15 protein-coding genes and 3 pseudogenes are annotated in these 20,516 nt (G+C 39.3%); 13 read left to right on the top strand and 5 right to left on the bottom strand.

The window, feature by feature from the left end:
* Positions 1-195: pseudogene (locus A3GG_RS13730) on the top strand (transposase); the annotation flags it as partial.
* A gap of 66 nt (positions 196-261) precedes the next feature.
* Here the strand turns inward: A3GG_RS13730 and A3GG_RS0107185 are convergent.
* Positions 262-873, bottom strand: a pseudogene (locus tag A3GG_RS0107185) (DNA methyltransferase family protein); the annotation flags it as partial.
* Between the two features lie 466 nt (positions 874-1,339).
* Here A3GG_RS0107185 and A3GG_RS14025 point away from each other — a divergent pair.
* Complete coding sequence (locus A3GG_RS14025; protein ID WP_083900389.1) at positions 1,340-1,795, top strand: PH domain-containing protein; 456 nt, start codon at positions 1,340-1,342, stop codon at positions 1,793-1,795.
* Between the two features lie 3 nt (positions 1,796-1,798).
* Here the strand turns inward: A3GG_RS14025 and A3GG_RS0107180 are convergent.
* Both A3GG_RS0107180 and A3GG_RS0107175 read right to left on the bottom strand, forming a co-directional pair.
* Positions 1,799-2,128, bottom strand: a pseudogene (locus A3GG_RS0107180) (toprim domain-containing protein); the annotation flags it as partial.
* A gap of 13 nt (positions 2,129-2,141) precedes the next feature.
* On the bottom strand, positions 2,142-3,551 hold the full coding sequence (locus A3GG_RS0107175; RefSeq protein ID WP_018358628.1) for a DUF3945 domain-containing protein: 1,410 nt from the start codon (positions 3,549-3,551) through the stop codon (positions 2,142-2,144).
* Positions 3,552-3,831: 280 nt separating this feature from the next.
* Between A3GG_RS0107175 and A3GG_RS0107170 the strand changes: the two genes are divergently transcribed.
* The 11 genes from A3GG_RS0107170 (at position 3,832) to A3GG_RS0107120 (ending at position 17,402) form a co-directional block, all read left to right on the top strand.
* Positions 3,832-4,440, top strand: a complete 609-nt coding sequence (locus A3GG_RS0107170) for a TetR/AcrR family transcriptional regulator (protein ID WP_018358627.1) — start codon at positions 3,832-3,834, stop codon at positions 4,438-4,440.
* A 4-nt stretch (positions 4,441-4,444) separates the two neighbouring features.
* Positions 4,445-5,581, top strand: a complete 1,137-nt coding sequence (locus A3GG_RS0107165; RefSeq protein ID WP_018358626.1) for a beta-ketoacyl-ACP synthase III — start codon at positions 4,445-4,447, stop codon at positions 5,579-5,581.
* A gap of 243 nt (positions 5,582-5,824) precedes the next feature.
* Positions 5,825-6,010 (top strand): hypothetical protein, encoded by a 186-nt coding sequence (locus A3GG_RS0107160; RefSeq protein ID WP_018358625.1) that lies wholly within the window; start codon positions 5,825-5,827, stop codon positions 6,008-6,010.
* A gap of 70 nt (positions 6,011-6,080) precedes the next feature.
* Positions 6,081-7,361, top strand: a complete 1,281-nt coding sequence (locus A3GG_RS0107155; RefSeq protein WP_018358624.1) for a radical SAM/SPASM domain-containing protein — start codon at positions 6,081-6,083, stop codon at positions 7,359-7,361.
* Positions 7,362-7,383: 22 nt separating this feature from the next.
* Positions 7,384-9,690: an outer membrane beta-barrel family protein gene (locus A3GG_RS0107150; protein ID WP_018358623.1), complete on the top strand. Its 2,307-nt coding sequence runs from the start codon at positions 7,384-7,386 to the stop codon at positions 9,688-9,690.
* Positions 9,691-9,733: 43 nt separating this feature from the next.
* Positions 9,734-11,947, top strand: a complete 2,214-nt coding sequence (locus A3GG_RS0107145; RefSeq protein WP_026215697.1) for a peptidase domain-containing ABC transporter — start codon at positions 9,734-9,736, stop codon at positions 11,945-11,947.
* Between the two features lies 1 nt (position 11,948).
* Positions 11,949-12,440: a hypothetical protein gene (locus tag A3GG_RS12070; protein ID WP_018358621.1), complete on the top strand. Its 492-nt coding sequence runs from the start codon at positions 11,949-11,951 to the stop codon at positions 12,438-12,440.
* 236 nt (positions 12,441-12,676) lie between these two features.
* Positions 12,677-14,548 carry a KAP family P-loop NTPase fold protein gene (locus tag A3GG_RS0107135; protein WP_018358620.1) on the top strand — a complete coding sequence of 624 codons (1,872 nt, stop codon included), beginning with the start codon at positions 12,677-12,679 and terminating at the stop codon, positions 14,546-14,548.
* 1 nt (position 14,549) lies between these two features.
* The gene (locus A3GG_RS0107130) at positions 14,550-15,371 is read left to right on the top strand and encodes a hypothetical protein (RefSeq protein ID WP_018358619.1); all 822 of its coding nucleotides are present in this window, start codon (positions 14,550-14,552) and stop codon (positions 15,369-15,371) included.
* Positions 15,361-16,710 carry a Qat anti-phage system QueC-like protein QatC gene (qatC, locus tag A3GG_RS0107125; RefSeq protein WP_018358618.1) on the top strand — a complete coding sequence of 450 codons (1,350 nt, stop codon included), beginning with the start codon at positions 15,361-15,363 and terminating at the stop codon, positions 16,708-16,710. The genes A3GG_RS0107130 and qatC overlap by 11 nt, the downstream gene beginning before the upstream one ends.
* Positions 16,707-17,402 (top strand): TatD family hydrolase, encoded by a 696-nt coding sequence (locus tag A3GG_RS0107120; protein WP_018358617.1) that lies wholly within the window; start codon positions 16,707-16,709, stop codon positions 17,400-17,402. Before qatC ends, A3GG_RS0107120 begins: the two co-directional genes overlap by 4 nt.
* Here A3GG_RS0107120 and mobC read toward each other — a convergent pair.
* Both mobC and A3GG_RS12065 read right to left on the bottom strand, forming a co-directional pair.
* Positions 17,392-19,395, bottom strand: coding sequence for a conjugal transfer protein MobC (mobC, locus tag A3GG_RS0107115; protein WP_026215696.1), 2,004 nt, complete (start codon positions 19,393-19,395; stop codon positions 17,392-17,394). The two genes, A3GG_RS0107120 and mobC, sit on opposite strands and share 11 nt — an antisense overlap.
* A gap of 142 nt (positions 19,396-19,537) precedes the next feature.
* Positions 19,538-20,317, bottom strand: coding sequence for a hypothetical protein (locus A3GG_RS12065; protein ID WP_018358615.1), 780 nt, complete (start codon positions 20,315-20,317; stop codon positions 19,538-19,540).
* Between the last annotated feature and the right edge of the window lie 199 nt (positions 20,318-20,516).

Genomic DNA, 20,516 nt, shown 5'->3' with positions numbered 1-20,516 from the left:
AGACATTATTGGAAAGAGATCGTCCGAATAATGTCCACCCAAAAAGCAGTTACGACGGAAGCCACCAACATGCTAGGGGAAAAGGTGGTCCTCCGAATTTGTAGCGACCCACCACCAAACGCCAGAAAAATCTACCAAGCCCTAAACTATAAAACCCACCCATTTAGAAAAATCAAAATTTGTAGTACACAGTAACTCTTCAAAAAAAGACAACAACACTAATAACAGTCACTTACAATCCGATAGGGGTCAAACTTGGGCAAAGGGGATATTGCTGGTGATGAGGTCAAAGCCTCTCCCTTCTGCTCCCAAGTCATCCACCTGCTCAAAGGGCTTCTGATAGACTTGGATATTCCCCTCACCCATCGGGTGGAGGGCTTGCATCATACGAGCGGTTAAGAGGTCTTTCTCCAAGGCATACACCTTGGTAGTTGGTGAAGTAGCAAAGGCAGTGGTGAAAGCTCCCATACCTGCCGATGGATCGAGCACACGATTGAGCCGAATGCCACTGCTCTCTATCCCCTGCGCAATTGCATCCACTATCCGCTGGTCGGTATAAAAGGAGGTCAAGACACTCGACTTAATGCTATCCCAATACCGCTTCGCCATATTCGCATCCAGAGCATCTCGATAGATAAGTTGCTTCAGCTGACGAGTCGGTTCAAAGAGCGACTGCTCGCTCATAGCCCAATAACGGATATCCTCATCGCTGTCGGTGCGACTGAGGATACACTTTAGCCCTCCGAAGCCTTGATAGCGGAGCAGTTGCTCCCGCTCTTCAGTAGTCGGTAGCCTCCTCTCTTTTTCCAGTCTAAGGATCACTCGTATTGCCTTGCTATTCTCTAGCAATACCTTTTTCTTATTGTATGCCATATCGAAATCTTACCATGGATGAGCAATACTCCCTCGATAGAATGACCGCTATAGGTATCAGACAAGAACGACTGATAGGATATCCCTTGAACCTTATAGCTATATGGCATGACCATTTAATATATACTAATCACCTACTTTAATATATACTAATTGGTGTGTTTAATATATACTAATTGCATCAATTAATATATATTAAAGGGTCATGCTTTCAGTATCAACCGCTCATGCGTGATAGCTATATCGCTTGTCTTATATGCCTATACCGCTTATCTCCGTGGGGTGTTCCTACTTTTTCTTGGCTCTCGCCTCAAACTCAAAAGCGGTGGAGAAGTCCTCTTTTAGCACCGATCAAGCATTGAATTTCTTACCAAAAATGAGCATAAATCAAAAGCCATTGGTCAATTATAATTTTTATTGCTATATTTTCTCTTGATAGAGTATAAATCATTTAACTAATATCATTATGTCAAGTCAGACTAAACATTTACTATCTGGGGAGGAGGTTGTTTTTACCTCTAAGGTGCATTGGTGGATATTTGCATATCCTGTTTTGCTTATCTTAATAGGGGCTTCCTTTTCTTCCTCTTCTTCAGAAGCTGCACTTTTCTCAGTAATCTTTTATGTTCTTGGAGGAATAGCATTTGCACTTCGGCTGGGAATAGTTCTTACTAGTTCATATATTATTACAAACAAACGCGTAATTCTAAACTATGGACTTATTAAGAAAAGGACTTTAGACCTTCAGATTTCACGAGCAGATGCTATTATGGTAGAAAAGCCCTTTTGGGGGAGAATCGTGAATTATGGTACAGTTATTAGTGCGTCCGCAGCAGGTGCACAAAAGTTCCCTTACTTATCTAACCCAGAAGCTTTTAGAAGAACTCTGAATGAGCAAATAGACAGGTTCACCTACCAATAAGATTGTGGCAACGATGATTTGGTCTACCTCGGAAAAGCAGTGGCGAATAGCTTTCAGTTGTTTGAGTGCGGCTGGGTCGTCTCCGTACTCCTTATCCTTGCGGACTTGTCGCACTACTAATTGGTGTGGATTGGGGAGTATCGGCAGGTCGTCTGCTCTGTACTCCTTAAATCCATACCCTTCGGGCATGGCAAGGGTGATAAGATGACCAATAGCCCAAGTGACGAGATAGCCATTCCCCTCGATATAGCCGTTCTGCTTTTGGGTTGCCCCAACGATACGGGCAATATCACGAGCCACAGAGGGCTTCTCTGCAATAATACATGTAGTCATAGTCTATGGGGGATTAGAGTTTACGACCTCGTGAGACCTTCTTCTTCTTCTCGGCTTGCTGCTCTGCCTGCTTCTCTGTAGGCTGGGTCTGCTTAGGTTTGAGGGGTTCTTCCAACTTCTTTGTCGCTTCGTTGGTCTTCCCCTCGATATTAACCGCCACTTGGGTCTTGTGCTCTTCGGCTACCGCCTCCACCTTATCGGCAGACTGCTTCTTGTCGGGATTGAAGCGGAAGAAGCGTAGTCGGTTCTCCTCGGGCATCAGCTTGACATAAGCATTGAATGACTGCCCCTGCTTATCCACCATATTCTTGAGATAGAGGGTGGCACCATTGGAGAGAGCTTGGTGCTGTTTATCGCTGAGTTCCAAACCACATAGCTTCTTGGGAATACGAGGCTGTTGCTGCTCCTGCGACTGCTCGAGTCGCTGTTTGTAGCTCTTCGTATTATCAAAGATAAACTCGATGCCTTTCTTCTCCGCATTGACTTGGAGGGTCGCATCAAAAGGTTTATTGCTCTTGGAGAGCATCCCCTCTACTTTCACCGCCTTTCCCTCCACAAGGTCTTTGTACTGCTGGTCGGTCAGTTCTACGCCCTTAATCTCCTTCGGAATAGAGACTCTATCGGCACGGAGGGCAACCAACTCATTAGTCAGCGGGTCAATGGAGACATAGGCGGCAAATGGTTCACCGCTTTTAGGGGTTAGCTCTAGTACCTTACCAAGGTTGCCCGTGGTCTGAAGTGTCGCTTTCTCCTCTTCGGAGAATTTATAGCCCAAATATGGGTAGTCAAGTTTCGGCTCCTTGCGGATGTTGTGGATGGCTAGACCAATCTCGCCATTCTCATTGGTGCGAAGGGCGAGACGAGCATCTGTGTAGATGGTCTCATTGCCAGCCTTAACCGCAATGGTGACAAGGTCGGACTTCTGCCAATTGAGGAGCTTCTCTAGCTGTCCGCTCTCCTCTAGCCGTTCCTTAGTGACTCCGATAGTCTCCAACTGCTTCCAATCTACCTTATCCTCGGGAATGACTGTCGCCTTCTTCTGCATGGGGAGGAAGTCCTCAAAGCGAACCTGGCTCTTCTCCAGCTCAGCCTTTACCTTTGGGTCTTCTCGCTCAGGTAGCATGGTCTTGAGTGCCTCTACGCTCTTCTCTACTCCTTGAGCTGCCACCTTGTAGAGCCCGAAGTGGGTAGGGTTATTGAACTGTCTGAGGAAGTTGGTCATAAAGTTCTTGAGTAAACCATCCTTATTGTTGAACTTGAGAAAGGCAGCTTGATTGGCATCAATCGGCTCAGTTGTCTTTAGCTTCCCTTGCTCATCGATTCCTGAAACTACAGAAAGTTTTCCTACTTCCTGCCCATTCTTTACTTCTGTGCGATCCTCCAGTATCAGCACATACTCTTGTCCATTCTCATTCTGTTCCATAACTTGTATTCTATTGGTTATCAATCAAATTACCACGCAAATATATCTGCTAAGGCAAAACGATTTCCAAACTGTGAAATGCAGGGAAATATAGTTGTTAAGTGGGAAGTGAGATTATCTATAGTTAAATTCCGTCTCTCAATAGTTAATAAATCAAAAACAATCTGAAACCTTGAAATTGTTTTGCTTATATCAATAAATATCCATAAATTTGACGAGAAACCAATTAGTCGGTATGTGTAGTATCATGCGACATAACACATTTGAAAAGATATTATAAATGAGTAATAAAGAGCAAATATTGAGAGAGTCATTTATGCTTTTTCTAAAGAATGGATATGAAGCTGTAAGCCTTGTTGATATAGAAAAGGCTTGCGGGGTTTCTCGGGGTGGAATCTACCACCACTTCAAAAGCAAAGAAAGTATATTTATTGAATCTATAGGGAAGTTTGTTTTCGAGTTTTTAGGGTCTACGCCAGTCGAATCAGTGCCAGACCATACAAGTATTAGTTCCCCTCTACGAACCTTTCTAAGCCTTACGCTTGAAAATATAGAGCATAGAATGAAGTTATTTCACGAAAGATTTGGAAATGAAGTATCAGCAAGGAATCTCTTTGCTTTAGTATTTTACCTTAGGAATAACTATCCAAACACGAAGACGAGGATTGAGGAGTCTAGTTATAATGACCAAGAGAAATGGGTGGGTGTAATTGAAGATGCTATAAAAGCCAATGAAATTAAAAATACGGTGGATATTGAACAACTTGCACTTAACTTTAGAAACATATATGTTGGAAAATCTATAAGTGACTCCCTAAATGAGGAATTAGTAGTTGAAGAGCTTCGCTCACAATGGATGAATATATACAACTTAATCAGACTAAAATAACACCATGGCTTCTGTTTATATCAATCGCGTAGCATCGTTTTTACCAAACGCACCAGTTTCTAATGATGAAATTGAAGACTTTATTGGCAAGATTGGGGGTAATCCATCAAGAGTGAGGAGCATAGTCCTAAGGCAAAATGGCATTCTCAATCGCTATTATGCTTTGAATAGGGAGCACAAAATAACCCACTCAAATGCACTAATGGCTGCTGAAGCTATCAGAGGACTATTTGATGACAGAGAAGTACCTAATGATGTGACATTACTCGCTTGCGGAACAAGCACCCCCGACCAACTACTTCCCTCGCATGCTTCTATGGTTCATGGTGAACTTGGGAATTTTCCCATGGAGATATCTTCATCAGCGGGTGTATGCTTGACATCTTTACAAGCATTGAAGATTTGTTATAGCAATATTCTTGCTGGTCTTCATCACAATGCAATTTGTGTAGCTTCTGAATTGACTTCTCCAGCTTTAGTTTCTAAGTTTTATGACCCCGAGTATGAGATTACGCATAACAACCCAAATAAAGATCCTTATATGGCTTTTGAGAAAGACTTTATGAGGTTTATGTTGTCGGATGGTGCAGGAGCTGTCTTAGTTCAAGACCAACCTCAAGGTGATTGCTCGATGAAAATTGAATGGATAGATATGACTTCCTACGCCAATGAGTTGCCTACATGTATGTTTATGGCTTCCGAATTAGAGCCTGATGGTCGATTAAAGAGTTGGAAAGAATTTTCTCCAGAGGAGATTGTAGAGCGTGGTGTACTTGTAGGGAAGCAGGATATTCGACAATTAAAGAAGTATATCATTAAGTATTGGGTCGATCATATAGAAGAAGTCCTTTCTAAGCATAACATAAAGGCAGAAGATATAGATTATGTTATACCTCATGTCTCTTCAATGTTTTTCTATGAGAAGCTCAATGACGAAATTACGGCTCGTGGAATTGCCCTGACAAAAGAGAAGTGGTTTACAAACTTAACTTCCGTCGGCAATATTGGTTCAGCTGCTATATATGTTGCGCTGGAAGAACTCTTACGAACAAGAAAAATAAAGTGTGGGGAGAGAATACTTCTCCTTGTACCTGAGAGTGGTAGATTCTCCTATGGTGCTGTGTCACTTACAAAAGAATAAGGGTACAGATATTACGAAATCCCTTGCAAGGAGGTCGTGATAATCCAAAAAAAGAGAAATGTAAAAAAAATATAAAACACATAACTGCATTCAGTTTTAACAAACACAAACGTTCAAGTTTGGAAGCTGTAAGATATTAACAGTGCAGCAATTTCCTTACCAATTTAATTTGGAAAACTGTATGAAAGAAAGGACGCGTTTTCGAAAAGCGACACGAGTAGAAAAACAAAAGCAACTGTAATTATGAAATTCAACGAGATTATTCCAGCAAGTGACAAGCTTTCTCAAGAGCTGTCAAGTATTTCAGGTGGTGTTACATCATCAGCTATCGAATGTAATAGTGGAGCTATTTGTGAGAGTGGACGATACGAACCAGATGAGCCTGAGGATCCTTCATATCCAATAGATCCTATATATACAACAATGTAATTTTTTTAAAAGAGGAGAAGGGATTACTTTTTTGAAGTGAGTCCCTCTCCTCTAAATCTAGTAAAAAGGTATGGACGATACATTAATGATGTCTAGATTCAATATACTTTATGAAGAATCTAGTAAGTTCTTTATACATAACACATTGAATGGTGCTATTCATGAAATTGATAGAGCTACATATGAGATGTGTACTAATGCACAAATTAACTCAAGAAATATAAAATTTATGCCTGATGAGCTGATTTCCAATTTAATGAAAATTGGTTATCTTGTAGAGCCATCAAATGATATTGATTCAATAAATCAGTTGAGGTATTTAAAATTACAAAAAAGCTTTCAAACAGAAAGATTAACCTTAGTTATTGCACCAACCCTTTTTTGTAATTTCGCATGCCCATATTGCTATGAAAAAGACTTGCCAAACAACACTATGTCAGATGAAGTTATTGATGATTTAATAGGCTTTATCAAGGAAAGGCAAAATAGTTTTAAGTATTTAGAACTTTGTTGGCATGGAGGTGAGCCTCTCGTTGCTATCAAAACAATTGAGAAAATCTTGAATAGAATCAAAACAGATTTGACTATTGAAATTAATCGACATTCTATGGTCACAAATGGCTATTTGATTAATGATGATTTTTTCAAATGCGTTTCACATACACCCTTAAATTATATTCAAATAACTATTGATGGAAACGAAGAAACACATAATCAAAATCGTATTAGTAAAAGTGGGAGACAAACATTTCATACGATAATCAGTAATATAGATAATCTTATAAAAAAATGTCCTGATACAAATATTGGTATTAGGATGAATGCACATAAAAATAATGTTAATGAATTTATTCCTCTTTATAAAACTCTATCTTCAAGATGGAATAATGCAAAAGTAAGTATCTATCCAGCATTTGTAATGGATAATCAGAGTTGTAAAGTTCCCTGTTTTAACTCTGTAGAAAAGACGAAATTTCTATATTGCCTATATCAACAAATCGGAAAGAAATTTTCGGCTGTTGATATGAAATTAAAGACAGGAGATTGCACTGCAATTTATCAAAATAGTTTTGTTGTTGATCCAGCTGGAAACCTTTACAAGTGTTGGGTTGATGTTGGTGTAGAATCTATGAGTATTGGGAACTTAAAGACTGGTACTCAAAATTACAAGATAGTAGAAAAGTATTTACTAAGTAGCGATAAGTTTACAGATAAAAAATGTCTGAATTGTAAGGTTTTTCCAATTTGCAGTGGTGGTTGCAATAAGTATAGGATGGATGAGCACTATACAACGGAAGATATATGTCCTATTTCAGCTGATACAATTATTGATTTTTTGAAAATAGAATAGAGCATTTAATACAGAGTAGAGTATGAAAAAGTTAGGTGTCATTATTGTATTCTTATGCATTCAATTTAATGTGGCAGTTGCACAAAGCATAGAAATAAGAGGACGTGTAGTGGATTTTATGAAAAAGCCATTAGATATTTTCGATGTTCTAGTATTTAAATCAGATTCTTCTTTACTTACTGGCTCAACATTCGTTGAAAGCCACTTTCAGCTCAACATAAAGAACTCTTCTGATATTTCATACATCAAAGTTCAGTCTCTTGGGTACACACCAGCTTTTATTAATCTAAATGTGATAAAGGTCGATTCTACTATAGACTTGGGTGTGATTGCACTCAATGAAGAGTCTTACATTCTTGATGAGATTGTGATAAGTAAGAAACGACCAATGGTAAAGCTATCAGGCAGTTCTTATTTGGTAGGCATCTCAAATACATACTTGAAAAAGGTAGGAACCTTTGAGGATGTAGCTAGACGTATACCAGGATTGGTAGTATCAAAGAATGGTACTATCAGTGTCATGGGAAAGCCAAGGGTCTTAATCAACCTAAATGGGCGTAACATTAGAAATACGCGAGAATTACAAGCACTGCAATCAGACCAGATAAAAAGCTTATCTATAGACCGAGACCCATCTTCTATGTACGCTTCATCGTACGATGCTGTGGTGAACATTACGACAGTAGATGCTATACAAGATTACCTCCGAATTACGGTTACGAATAATTCTACTCTCTCTAGGGTGTTTTCAAATAGTAATGGGATGGTCCTCAATGGAAAAAAAGATAGATTGGGATATTTTACAGATGTAAGTTTGTCTTTTGATGGGTTAAAGCAATATGATGAGGAAACCAAGCAGATATGGACAGATGAGCAAGAATTATACACGGATAGGGAGTCCATTCTTACCTCAAAAAATAAATCATTGCAACTCGGTCAATTTTTTGAATACGAATTTACCCCTAAATCAATACTCGGTGCAGGTTATAGAGTTACATTTTCTGGTAAAGACTTGAATAAAAATCAAAATTTCGCTTTAAAAGGAGCAAGTGAAGTAGTAATTCCTACAACTGTTATTTCATCGACTCAAATGACAGAACATAACCCAACTCTATATTACATAAATAGATGGCAGCACTCTTTTTTAGGAGTTTATGCAGATTATTACAAAGCAACCTCAAAAAACACTCAAGATATTTTGGAGAATAATAAGGGTGGACTTAATCAAGACTTTAGAGATAGCTATGAAGTCTTTGGATTGAGTACTGACTTCTCACAAAACCTCTCAATGTTTTCTTATGCTGTTGGAGGAAAACTATCCTATATCAAGGACTTAGGTGTGTATTCACAGAGTATCAAATTGGAGCAAACTTCGAGGCTTGAAAGTCTTTCTTTTGCTGGGTATTTTAATCTTACTAAGAAACTCAAAAAGTTTGTCTTATTGGGAGGACTTCGGTATGAAAGAGAGAATAGTAGGTTAGAAATGAATGGGATTGAGGGAGTCAATGCTACATACAACAATTTATTCCCATCTTTTTCGGTCTCATATAATAATTCTCCATGGAATACTAGCTTGTCCTACTCAAAAAGAATTTATAGACCGACATACAATCAGCTGAAAATTAAAAATGTCTATATAGATCCTCTCTCTTATTCTATTGGTAATCCATCATTGAAGCCTACACTTGTAGATATTATCACTTTCTCTCTTCAGAAAGGAGCTTTTGTGGGGTCGCTTAGCTTCGAAAACTATAAGGACAAGAGGACTCAAGTGGCACTATTAGAGGAGGACAACGGGGAGCAGAGGGTGAGATTTACTTATGAGAATATTCCTAGTACTCAAAGTTTAGTAGCATATCTGATATACAACTATAATATATGGAAGATAAAAGGTGCTTCTACGCTTTTATTGAGTTCAAATCATTTGAGATATAAGGGGAAAATCTATTCTTCATTTGATAAGGTTGGTCTATATTTCAAGACTACTCTTGAGGCTCCATTATGGAAAGATGCCTCACTTATGCTGTCTGCGGTGTATCTTTCACCACAGTACAATGACTTCTATTATAATGATGAGTCACTAAATGTCTCTGCGTACTTGACTCAAGGGTTATTGGATAATAGGCTCAAGATAAGTCTATCTATAGGTGATATGTTTAAGACACTAAGAGCAAATAATTGGCTACAGACAATGGATCAAGCAAAGATAAGAATGGCTACAGATGCAGACTCTAGGTACGTAAGACTATCCTTGCGATATACATTTGGACGATCTACTGAGAAAAAGAAGTCTAAGTCTGCAATTCAAGAAGAATTAAGACGTATATAAGCTAGTGCGAAATCGCAATGATGAATATTTAAAAAGTTGAATAGTGAAAATCAAACAATACAAACAGCGAGATGTGATGGATTGCGGGCCTTCGTGCTTGGCTATGGTGGTCAAGTACTATGGTCGTCATCCTGACTTGGAGCGAATCCGTAAGGATTGTGCTTTAGGTAAGGAGGGGGTCTCTCTGCTGGGTATTAGTAAGGCGGCAGAGAAGAGGGGTTTACACTCGTTAGGTGGTCGTATTACTCTTGAGACACTTGCAAATGAAGCTCCGCTCCCCTGCATTGCACATTGGAATCAAAATCACTTTGTAGTTATATATAAGATTAAGAAACTTCGTAAGGGTAATTATAGAGTCTATGTAGCAGACCCAGGAAAGGGTGTGTTGACTTACACCAAAGAGGAGTTTTGCGAGCATTGGGTGAGTACCAAGACTAATGGCGAAGAGAAAGGTATAGTCCTACTCTTAGAGCCGACAGATGAGTTTTACAGCCAAGAAGTGTCTGATGGCGGAAAGTTCGAGAAAGGTAATCGGCTGACCTTCCTTTGGAGCTATGTCAAGAAGTATCGTAGGTACTTTGGGCAAATTATACTAGGCCTATTGCTGGGTTCGCTGATACAGCTTGTTTTCCCATTCCTTACTCAGGCTATAGTCGATACTGGTATAGGTGGGCGAGATATCGGTTTTATTTGGCTGGTGCTATTGGCTCAGCTGATGTTGCTCTTTAGCCGTACGGCGATTAGCTTTATNCGCTCCAAGNTNCTNCTTCACATTTCTACTCGTATCAATATNTCCCTCATCAGNGANTTCTTCATCAAGCTGATGAAGCTNCCNATGAAGTTCTTTGACACCAAGCTATTGGGTGANCTATTACAGAGAATTGAAGATCATAGGAGNGTGGANCAGTTTTTGACCTCTAATAGCTTAAATCTACTATTCTCTTTCTTTACTTTCATCATCTTCAGTATCGTTCTAGCATATTACAACCTGTTGATATTCGGAGTATTTGTTGTTGGTACGCTCCTCTATGCTGGTTGGATTACTTTATTCCTAAAGAAGCGAAGGACACTTGACTACAAGTACTTTGAGCAAGCCGGACGAAATCGTAATGTGACCTATCAGCTCATCAATGGTATGCAAGAGATAAAGCTACAGGGGTGTGAGCAGCGAAAACGATGGGAATGGGAGGATGTGCAAGCTGATCTTTTCAAGGTCAATCTTCAGAGTCTCAATCTCCAGCAAGTACAACAGGCTGGAAGTATTACCATCAACGAGGTGAAGAATATCCTCATTACCGTTCTTGCTGCCACTGCCGTGATACACGGGGACATGACTTTGGGTATGATGCTGGCGGTGCAGTACATCATCGGACAACTAAATAGCCCTGTGGAGCAACTCATCCAATTCATCTACTCGTGGCAAGATGTCAGCATCAGCCTTGATCGTATGAATGAAATACATACAGAGGAGAACGAGGAGAATAGTGACCGACATGTCACCAGTTTCGCGCAGAACAACTTAGACCTCAAGGTGGAAAATCTTTCATTTAAGTACGACATTTATAGCCCAACACCTATCTTAGACAATCTCAATCTCACCTTCCCCAATGGCAAGGTAACAGCTATAGTGGGTGCCAGTGGAAGCGGAAAGACCACTTTGATAAAGCTACTGCTTGGGTATTATTCGCCGTTAGAGGGCAGTATAAAGGTGTCAGGAAGAGACCTCGAGGAGTACAATCTTAGCTGGTGGCGGAGCCACTGCGGAGCCGTGATGCAGGAAGGGTATCTCTTCAGTGACACCATTGCTCGGAACATCGCCATAAGTGACGATACTCCAGATGTTGATCGAATAAGAGCTGCGGCCAGTACGGCAAACATTGCAGACCATATAGAGGGCCTACCACTTGCGTACAATACGATGATAGGACAGGATGGGCAGGGAATCAGTCAAGGGCAAAGACAGCGAATACTCATCGCTCGAATGGTCTATAAAAACCCTACATTTGTTTTCCTTGACGAAGCGACGAACGCTCTTGATGCCAATAACGAGCGAGCGATCACAGAGAAATTAGAGAACTTCTACAGGGGCAAAACGGTAGTGGTAGTCGCCCATCGCCTATCTACTGTCAGAAATGCCGACCAAATTGTGGTACTGGATGAGGGAAAGATTGTAGAAATCGGCAATCATGAGAGCCTTACTACCAGCCGAGGCAAGTACTATGAACTCGTGAAGAATCAATTAGAGCTAGGCAACTGATATGGACAAGCAAGAAAGAAGCTACGAACTAAGAAGCGAAAAAGTACGGAGCATTGTAGGACAAATACCGCCTGCACTTGTTAGATATGGCACTATCATCCTATTTGCCGTCTTGGTGGTCTCATTTGGTATCGCTTACTTTATACCATACAAGCAAGTTTATTCAGGCACAATTACCTTTTACGATATATCAGAGCCTACTACAACAGCCTATATCACTTTCGCCAATGATAAAGCTCTGACAAATATTGACAAACCTACTCCCATTACAATTTATCTTGGCACCCAACACTTGACTCTACAAGTGACAAGTATTACGAACAAACGAGATACTCTTAATCGCTTTTCTTCAATTATTGAAGTGAGCCTGGAGTCTCAAAACAAATCTACTCTTCAAAATAGCACTTTTGACTTTACCTTAGTAGAGACTTCAAATAGTCTATTGTCACACTTTTACCAAGGAAGGTATAAAATAGCAGATAAAAATCCATAATGATGAGAATTCTCGGAGTGATGGGTTGTCTTGTAGTAATTATGTATTTTTGTGGCAGCGACATTAGATGCGTGATTGAGCGCAATAAAAGCATGTAGATGATAAATATTAAAAGGATGTGCACCCTATGCAAAGGATAGATAAAAATTGGTTGCATCATATAGTTATTCCCAAGTATGGTGAATTGACTGTTGATAAGTTCTCACAAAATAAATATTAAATAACTATTAATTACTATGTGGTCCGATATTGAAACTGACAAAGATTTACTGGGGTTCTCTGTCCATGCGAACTTACTACGAGATGTTGCTACTAACGAAAATAATCTCCCAATTACCATAGGGCTCTATGGGGATTGGGGAAGTGGAAAATCTAGTGTTCTTAAAATACTAACTAAACAACTATCAGAAGATCAAGAGACTATCGTGATATATTTTGATGGGTGGGCTTTTGAGAGCTTTGATGATGCCAAAATTGCAATAATTCAGGGGATAGTAGATGAACTGGAGAAGTCAGAGAAGTTTTTTGAAAAAGTAAAAGATAAAAGAGATGACTTTGTAAAAGCTTTTGTAAAACTAAAAAACTCTATTAACTGGATGCGGCTTTTAAAGGTGACTGCAAAATCTGCAATCCCTATTTTATCAGCATCTGCGACAAGCGGTCTTTCTCTAATTCCGCTTTTATTATCTTCTTTTCGAGAAAACAAAGAGGATTTAACTGATATTCTTACAGGAGAAGGAGCAGAAGATTTTCTCAAAAATATCATAGGCACAAAAGAAGATGAAAAATATGCTGCAGTTCGAGAGTTTCGTAAAGACTTTGCCGATTTACTAAAAAAAAGCAGATATAAGAAAGTAGTTATTTTAATTGATGATTTAGACAGATGCCTACCAAGGCATATCATAGAGAATCTAGAGGCAATAAAGTTGTTCTTGAATGTACCAGGAGCAGTGTTCATTATAGCAGCAGATGAACATATTGTTTCTGGTGCTATAGAAAGTGAATATCAGAAGTTAATTGACGTGTCTAAGCGAAATGGTCAGTCTTATAATATTGGTCAAGCATACATGGATAAATTCATCCAGCTTCCTTATAGGTTACCGTCATTAAGTAACAAAGAAGTTGAAACTTATGTAAACTTACTATTCTGTCAATCAGAGCTTCCTTCAGATACATTTGACATTATACAACAAGACTTTGTAACCTTTTCTCAAACAGATAAGTTTGAAATTTATTCTTGGGATAGAATAAATAGACTTCTTGAAGGAGAGCAAGAATCTTATGTTAGACTCCGAAGCACAATTGGTTTCATATCTCGTTTTTCAAATATCATAAGTGTCGCACTTCACCGAAATCCGAGATTAATTAAGCGATTTCTTAATGCTTTTGAAATCAGAAACACATTATTAAGATTATCTGGAATAGATAGTCAAGATAATCGATTTGCATTACTAAAGTTAATGCTTTTGGAATATAAGCATGAAAAGCTTTTCAATGAGTTATGTGAATGGGTCTATAATCAAACAACCACTCCTTCGGAACTTATATTAATGGAGAAAGCCATTGCAGGAGAGGAAACAGGGAAATACCCTGAGAATAAGGAATGGGAGCAAACAGACGTTAAGACTCTGTTGGGAATAAATCCTTTGTTTAGTTCTGTCAATCTTAAAGAGTTGTTTTGGGTTTCAAGAGACAAGTTGTCAGATATTATAGGTGGAACTTCTCTGTATTCTGCTAAAGTTAAAGATGTATTCAAAAGAGCATACAAGCACACTTCTGATTCAATATTGAAGGCAATATGTACTGATGAAATCACAAAATTATCAGCAGATGATAGTCATGATTTCTTTGAGCAATTAGATAACATGATTATAACTAAGCCAAATGAAAAGAGTGGCTATAATGTGTATCTCTTTTGTGTTGAGAACAATGTTGAAGGAGCTTATGCAAAGTTTTTGAGTGTACTCAAAAGAATTGATGCACAGAAGATTCCTTTTTCATTGGGAAACAAGTTTAATGACATATTGAAGATTTATCCTGATAAAGAACTTAAGGAAATCATATCATCAAATAAAAAATTGTTGAACGCGATAACAACAGCGAAATAACATGGGAACATCTCACCGTCATAAACCTGCAGGTAGTCCTAACTGGGGTAATGCATCAAAGGCTGTCACTCAAATATCAAAAGATGTGAGTGAATCCAATGAATTATCTAACAACCCACCCCAAAATTCCTCTCCACAGAAGATTGAAAAGCGCCAGTCCATTTTGGAGAAACGTATTTCTAGAAGTTATCATCATGCTGTAAGGGATATGGTTCGTGCTTCTGGAGGACGTAACTTTGTAGCAAAAGGTACTTCAAGGGTGATGGGACGTTCTGGAATATATTATGCTGGAGCTTTCACATCGGCATTTCAAGAAATTGCTGAACAAGGTCTTAGTACATGGCTCAAAGAAAAAGGAGTTAGTACTATTGAAGGGAAGACCACCAAAGAGGTAATTGAATTATTGTCGGGGTTCATTCATGACTATTTTACAGGACTTGATGATACAGCTGCCAGGGAAGCACTAGAGGCGGTGAATGATATGGTTGAGAAACAGGTTTCCCAAAATGGTGGCAATTTTGATAAAACATTCCAAGAAGTTGTTTCGTCTGAGTTAATCAAGGATTACCTTGATGTATTCTTTGGGGTTTACATTTATAGCCATTTATCCCAATCCTTTAGTGAACGTTTACAGAAAAATTGTGGTTTCGAAGAAGCAAATACTACAATGCTGGAAATAAAGGAGTTAATAATAGATGATGTAAAAAGAGGTTTTAACAATCGTCCTGCTAAACAGATCGATTGGAAGGGCGATGAGGGGAAAAACTTCATCTCTCAGGAATTTGACAGAATTATTCAAATACTTACCGGCTATGAAGATTGAAGTTTTAGATTACAAGATTAATAAGAGAAGAGGGAAGAAAGAGTGCGATTTGATAATTCCTTTTACTATCACATCAAACTCTGGACAGATTGTGTTTTCTGCCGCAGGAATTGATATGAAGATGTTGTCATATTTTGTTGGAAGAATCCCTGTGGTTGCCACTTCTTTCTTATATTTTTCGGCCATCATATATGCTATTGACCGTTCTGTATCAAGAGATAAACATTCTATTGACGGATGGTCGAGAGAACTCGATGTGGTTATTAAGATTCCATGCCATAAGGCATTTGAAGCTCAGAAAGAACAAATTGCTAAGTTGCTATCCTACTTAACTGGGGATTATTGGATTGTATCTTTTCAAGAAGCATCTTCTGTTAGACTTATAAAATATAAGGATTGTGACTATTTCGATAGTATAGCTCAGGTAAATCTGTTTTCTGGTGGTCTTGATTCTTTAATTGGAGCCATAGATTTCATGTCGCAATATCCCGAAAAGAAATTATTCCTAGCATCGCATTATGATAGTGATATGTCAGGACCGCGTAGTGATCAAGAAAGACTGCTTCAGCATTTCACATCGAAGTACAAAGGTCAGTATGTTGTTTTCCCTAGTAGAAATTCTGTCAGAATTGTTTCTCATATATCAGCAGAAACTACTTGTCGGTCTCGTTCCTTGATGTTTATAGCGATTGCACTCCAAATGGCAGAATACAATAAGTCTAAAATTATTATTCCAGAGAATGGTTCTGTTTCTCTGAATTATCCGCTGTCACCATCAAGAAGATCGTCATGTAGTACACGCACGACTCATCCTGTAATCATACATCAGGTGAAAAAACTTTTTGAGGACTTTGGACTCTTGACAGAAATTGAGAACCCATATGAATTCATGACAAAAGGAGAAATGGTTCGGGATTGTAAAGATCAACCTTATTTGTTGAGTATTTTATCAGATTCCAACTCATGTGGAAAAAGGTCTCGCCACCAATTCTTTTATGATAATAGATTTGCTACACATTGTGGTCATTGTATGCCATGCATGTATCGTGAAGCATCATTGATTGGATTCGATGATTCAACTTCCTATGGTAATGAATTGGACTCTTTATTTAGGAAAAAGCAATCGCAATTGACAGATGATTTTTTTGCCATGCTGAATTTCCTTAAAACGGATTTGACAGAAGAAGATATTAAAAAGGAATTACGTATCGCAAAAGTTAACGAATTACCTCATTTGGAACAATATGTGAATTTGGTAATTAAAACACGTTCTGAACTAAAGGCTTTAATTGCTACTAAGGGATCGAACGAATTAAAAAGATATATTGATGTACTATGATTATAGATACGCACTGTCACTATGATATGATGGAATCTCCAGAAGGCTATATTAACAATTTGGAAAAAAAAGGAATTATAGCGATTGGAATGACAAATCTTCCCAGTCATTTTGACATAGGCTTTGAGCATGTCTGTAAGTACAAGAAAGTAAGATTGGCCTTGGGGTTTCATCCTCAATTGGCAGATAAGCATAAAGATGAACTTCCTTTATTTGCGAAATACGTGGAAAGAACATCTTATATAGGTGAAATTGGTTTGGATTTTTCTTCAGAATATAATTCAACAAGAGATGTTCAAATATCATGCTTAAAATATATATTGAAGGAATTAGAGGGAAAGAATAAAATAATAAGTGTCCATTCGAGACGTGCGGAGAAAGAACTTTTTTCGCTTCTGCAAGATTATAACATTAAAAACGTCATATTCCATTGGTATAGTGGACCTCTATCATTAATCCCAGAAATAATTAGCGAGGGGTATTATTTCTCAATCAATGAAGCGATGACTCTATCTCCGTCTGGCTTAAAAATCATAGATAAGATTCCTACAAATAGAATCCTTACAGAAAGTGATGCCCCTTTTAACCGCAGAAGTAATATTACTAATGCCCTAAATAACATTGGATTGAAAGAAAATTTAATAGAAGACAACTTCCGAGAATTAGTAAGCAAAATTATGGTTAATCCTTGATTAGATGCTTAAAATTTGAAATTTCTTTAATCCTCTTGATTTCTGTTTTTACGAGGGTTAATACTTCTTGCTTGACTTGGCGATAATTGGCTTCAATGGCTTCTTGTAGACCGTCGGAGCCGTCTGCTTTAGTGAAGTCTGAAATTGTGGGGATTGGCTGGTATTTCTTCATTTCAGCAGAAACCTTGGCTGAGTCCACCACAATCTCAGCATGGAAAATCTTTTGCTCAATACGCTCATCAAAATTGTCTGAGACAGCTCCAACGAACATACCTTGTGTAAGGTTACTAATCTTACTCGCAGGAATCAAGCTATCCATCTGCGTAGATATAGATGTAGACTTGTCGTTGCGGTTAATAGTCATGGATTGTCGCTGTTGTAGGACTTTCCCGAAACGCTCCGAGAGGGTCTTGGCTGTTTCGCCCACAACCTGGCCACTGAACACATTGCCCACCGTGTTCTGAATTACTTTACTCTCTTTGTCCCCATAGTCTCGGGTGAGCTGAGAGAAGTCTTGAAAGCCAAGACAAACTGCCACTTTGTTACTTCGGGCAGTGGCTATAAGGTTGTCTAGTCCGCGGAAATAGATGGTTGGCAACTCATCTATAATCACTGAACTCTTCAGCTGGTGCTTCTTATTGATGAGCTTTACGATGCGGCTATTGTACAGACCAAGAGCTGCAGAGTAGATGTTTTGACGGTCGGGATTATTACCCACCACTAATACTTTTGGCTCTTTTGGGTTATTGATGTCCAGCGAGAAATCATCCCCAGTCATCACCCAATAGAGAGCAGGAGAAATCATACGAGAGAGTGGTATCTTGGCACTGGCTATCTGTCCTTGCAACTGATCTTGAGCTCCACCCTCCCAAGCGTCCATAAAGGGAGAGAGGTAGTTAGCAAGCTCATTGTATGAAGTCAGAATCGGGAATATCTGAGCATAGGGTCGATTGAGGAACTCAATAGCATGTGGAAAGGTACAGTACTTTCCATTCTCGTAAATCTTCAGATACCAGATGATAGCAGCGAGTAGGATGATTGGTGACTCCACAAAGAAGTCTCCCTGCTTCTGAATCCACGTGCGGTTGAGATTAAGCATAATCGTATATGCTGACTCGTACGCATCAGAGATGTCGGTCATAAAAGCAGGGTTTATCGGATTGCATCGATGACTCTTACGTGGGTCATCAAAGTTAATCACAAAGAATTGAGGTTTCACCTCATAGGCATCAAGGTTATTACGTAAGTGATTGTAAGCAATCTCTGATAAGTCGGGGAACTTGTAGTCGTAGATATACATCGCAAAGCCTTTCTCTATCTGCTGCTTAATGTAGTTATTGACGATCGCATACGACTTACCCGATCCAGGAGTCCCCAGCACCATAGAGGCACGAAAAGGATTGACGATATTGATCCAGCCGTCATTCCACTTCTTCTTGTAGTAGAAGCGAGTGGGTAGATTGACTGAATATTCATTAGTCATCAGCCGTGTCTCTTGTTGGAAACTCTCATTCTCGATGTTGAAGACATCGTCCATTAGGTTATTCTTTAGCAGGCGACTCATCCAGACACCTCCCATCTGTAGGCAAATATATCCGACAGAGAGTGTGAAGATATAGAGTGCAGCATTGCCTACACAACTAAAGAGCAGAGCGAGTAGCCACCAATTAAGAAAGAAAAGCACAAACCCAATGACTAATACCACCCAAATCTTAGTCCAAGTAATTTTCTCCTCCTTAACACCTCGTGTTCCCAAGCAAGATAGCCCAAGAAATACTACACTAAAGAGCTTCGTCCAGAGTATTGAGTTAAATAGCCCCGTTGTTCTTTGGAAGTTCATCAGAATGGTATCTACCACACCGATGGTGAAGTGCCATTCCCGAAATGCCTCATAGCAAAACCAGTAGCAGTTGATGATGACGAAGAGAATAGAAATCCCCCTCATAAAGTCCATCACTTTGCCTAAGCCTCTCAAATCATCTTCTTGTCCCATATCTTGACATCGTATAGCAGGTACATTACTGCGTTGCTTGCGAGATTTGGCTTTGGTCACATACCTTTGTATGCTCCCTTCAGCCTCACTCTTATCGCCTTGCACTGCACCTGCTCTGCAATGTCAAGACACGCACAAACCATTATCTTCTCTTACCCTTTAAGCGAGGACGATTCTGACGGCGGAGTTTGCGTTGCCAAGCTGCCTCCTTCCAATCATCGTTACCTCTATTTACTGGTAGCTCATCAATTAGTTCTCCTATTACATCACTCTCCTCCCAGCCCCCTAAAGGGGGAATTTCATTGATTAAGTCCTCCATAGGAGGGTTAGGGGCTAAAGGAATGCGGTATAGAGTCTCATTGAGAAAAGGATTGAGAGCTGGATTAGCAAAGTAAGTATTAAAGACATTAGCAGAGTAGCCTTTTCCTAAGCGTGAGCCATTGACTACAATACCCTCCTTGTCGTCTATAAAGGTGATGCCATAGAGCTGACCGTTATCACTTCTACGTATAAAAGCACGCAAGCCCACCTGCTCTAATCTTTTCTGAAACTCCTCTATCCCCTGTGGAGATGAACGCATTACCTCTAAGATACGACCACGCACACTGTCGAGGTGCGGTGCAATCAAAGCCTTAGACTGCTCCATACGCCTCTTTAGAGCATCAAACCCAACGCCTCGCCCAATCTCTGAAGCATGTATAGGTGTCCCCAACTTATCCCCTTCAATATCCGTAGGCACATAAACCACTCCATCATACTGCTTACCTCGATACTCTCGCTTCACCTCTTCAGCTGTAAGATGATATTGGGCAAGAGCTGCATTGAGTTCGCCCAACGACTGAAAGGCATAATGCTTCAGTACAAATCTCATCACTTCCTCAATCTGCCGTTTAATCTCTCCCTGCCCCATATTCACTGCCATAGGTAATAAGAGACTGTTGCACATTCGAGTTTAGACGTTTTTGACTGACTTTTTTCAGATTTTCGTCTTGTCTAGCTTGAAAAATCGCCTTGTTTTTTGATTATTCTCCTCTGTAAAAGCTCTAAATATGAGCTTTTACAGAGGATTTCTAGTACTTATCTCATAACAAGTGCTCCTCTTATAGAGGCTTCTTCATTTT

It is taken from the genome of Porphyromonas levii DSM 23370, assembly GCF_000379925.1.
GTDB classification, from domain to species: Bacteria; Bacteroidota; Bacteroidia; order Bacteroidales; family Porphyromonadaceae; genus Porphyromonas_A; species Porphyromonas_A levii.
Note: the sequence above shows the minus strand (reverse complement) of the source record. Positions and strands in the feature narration are given on the sequence as shown.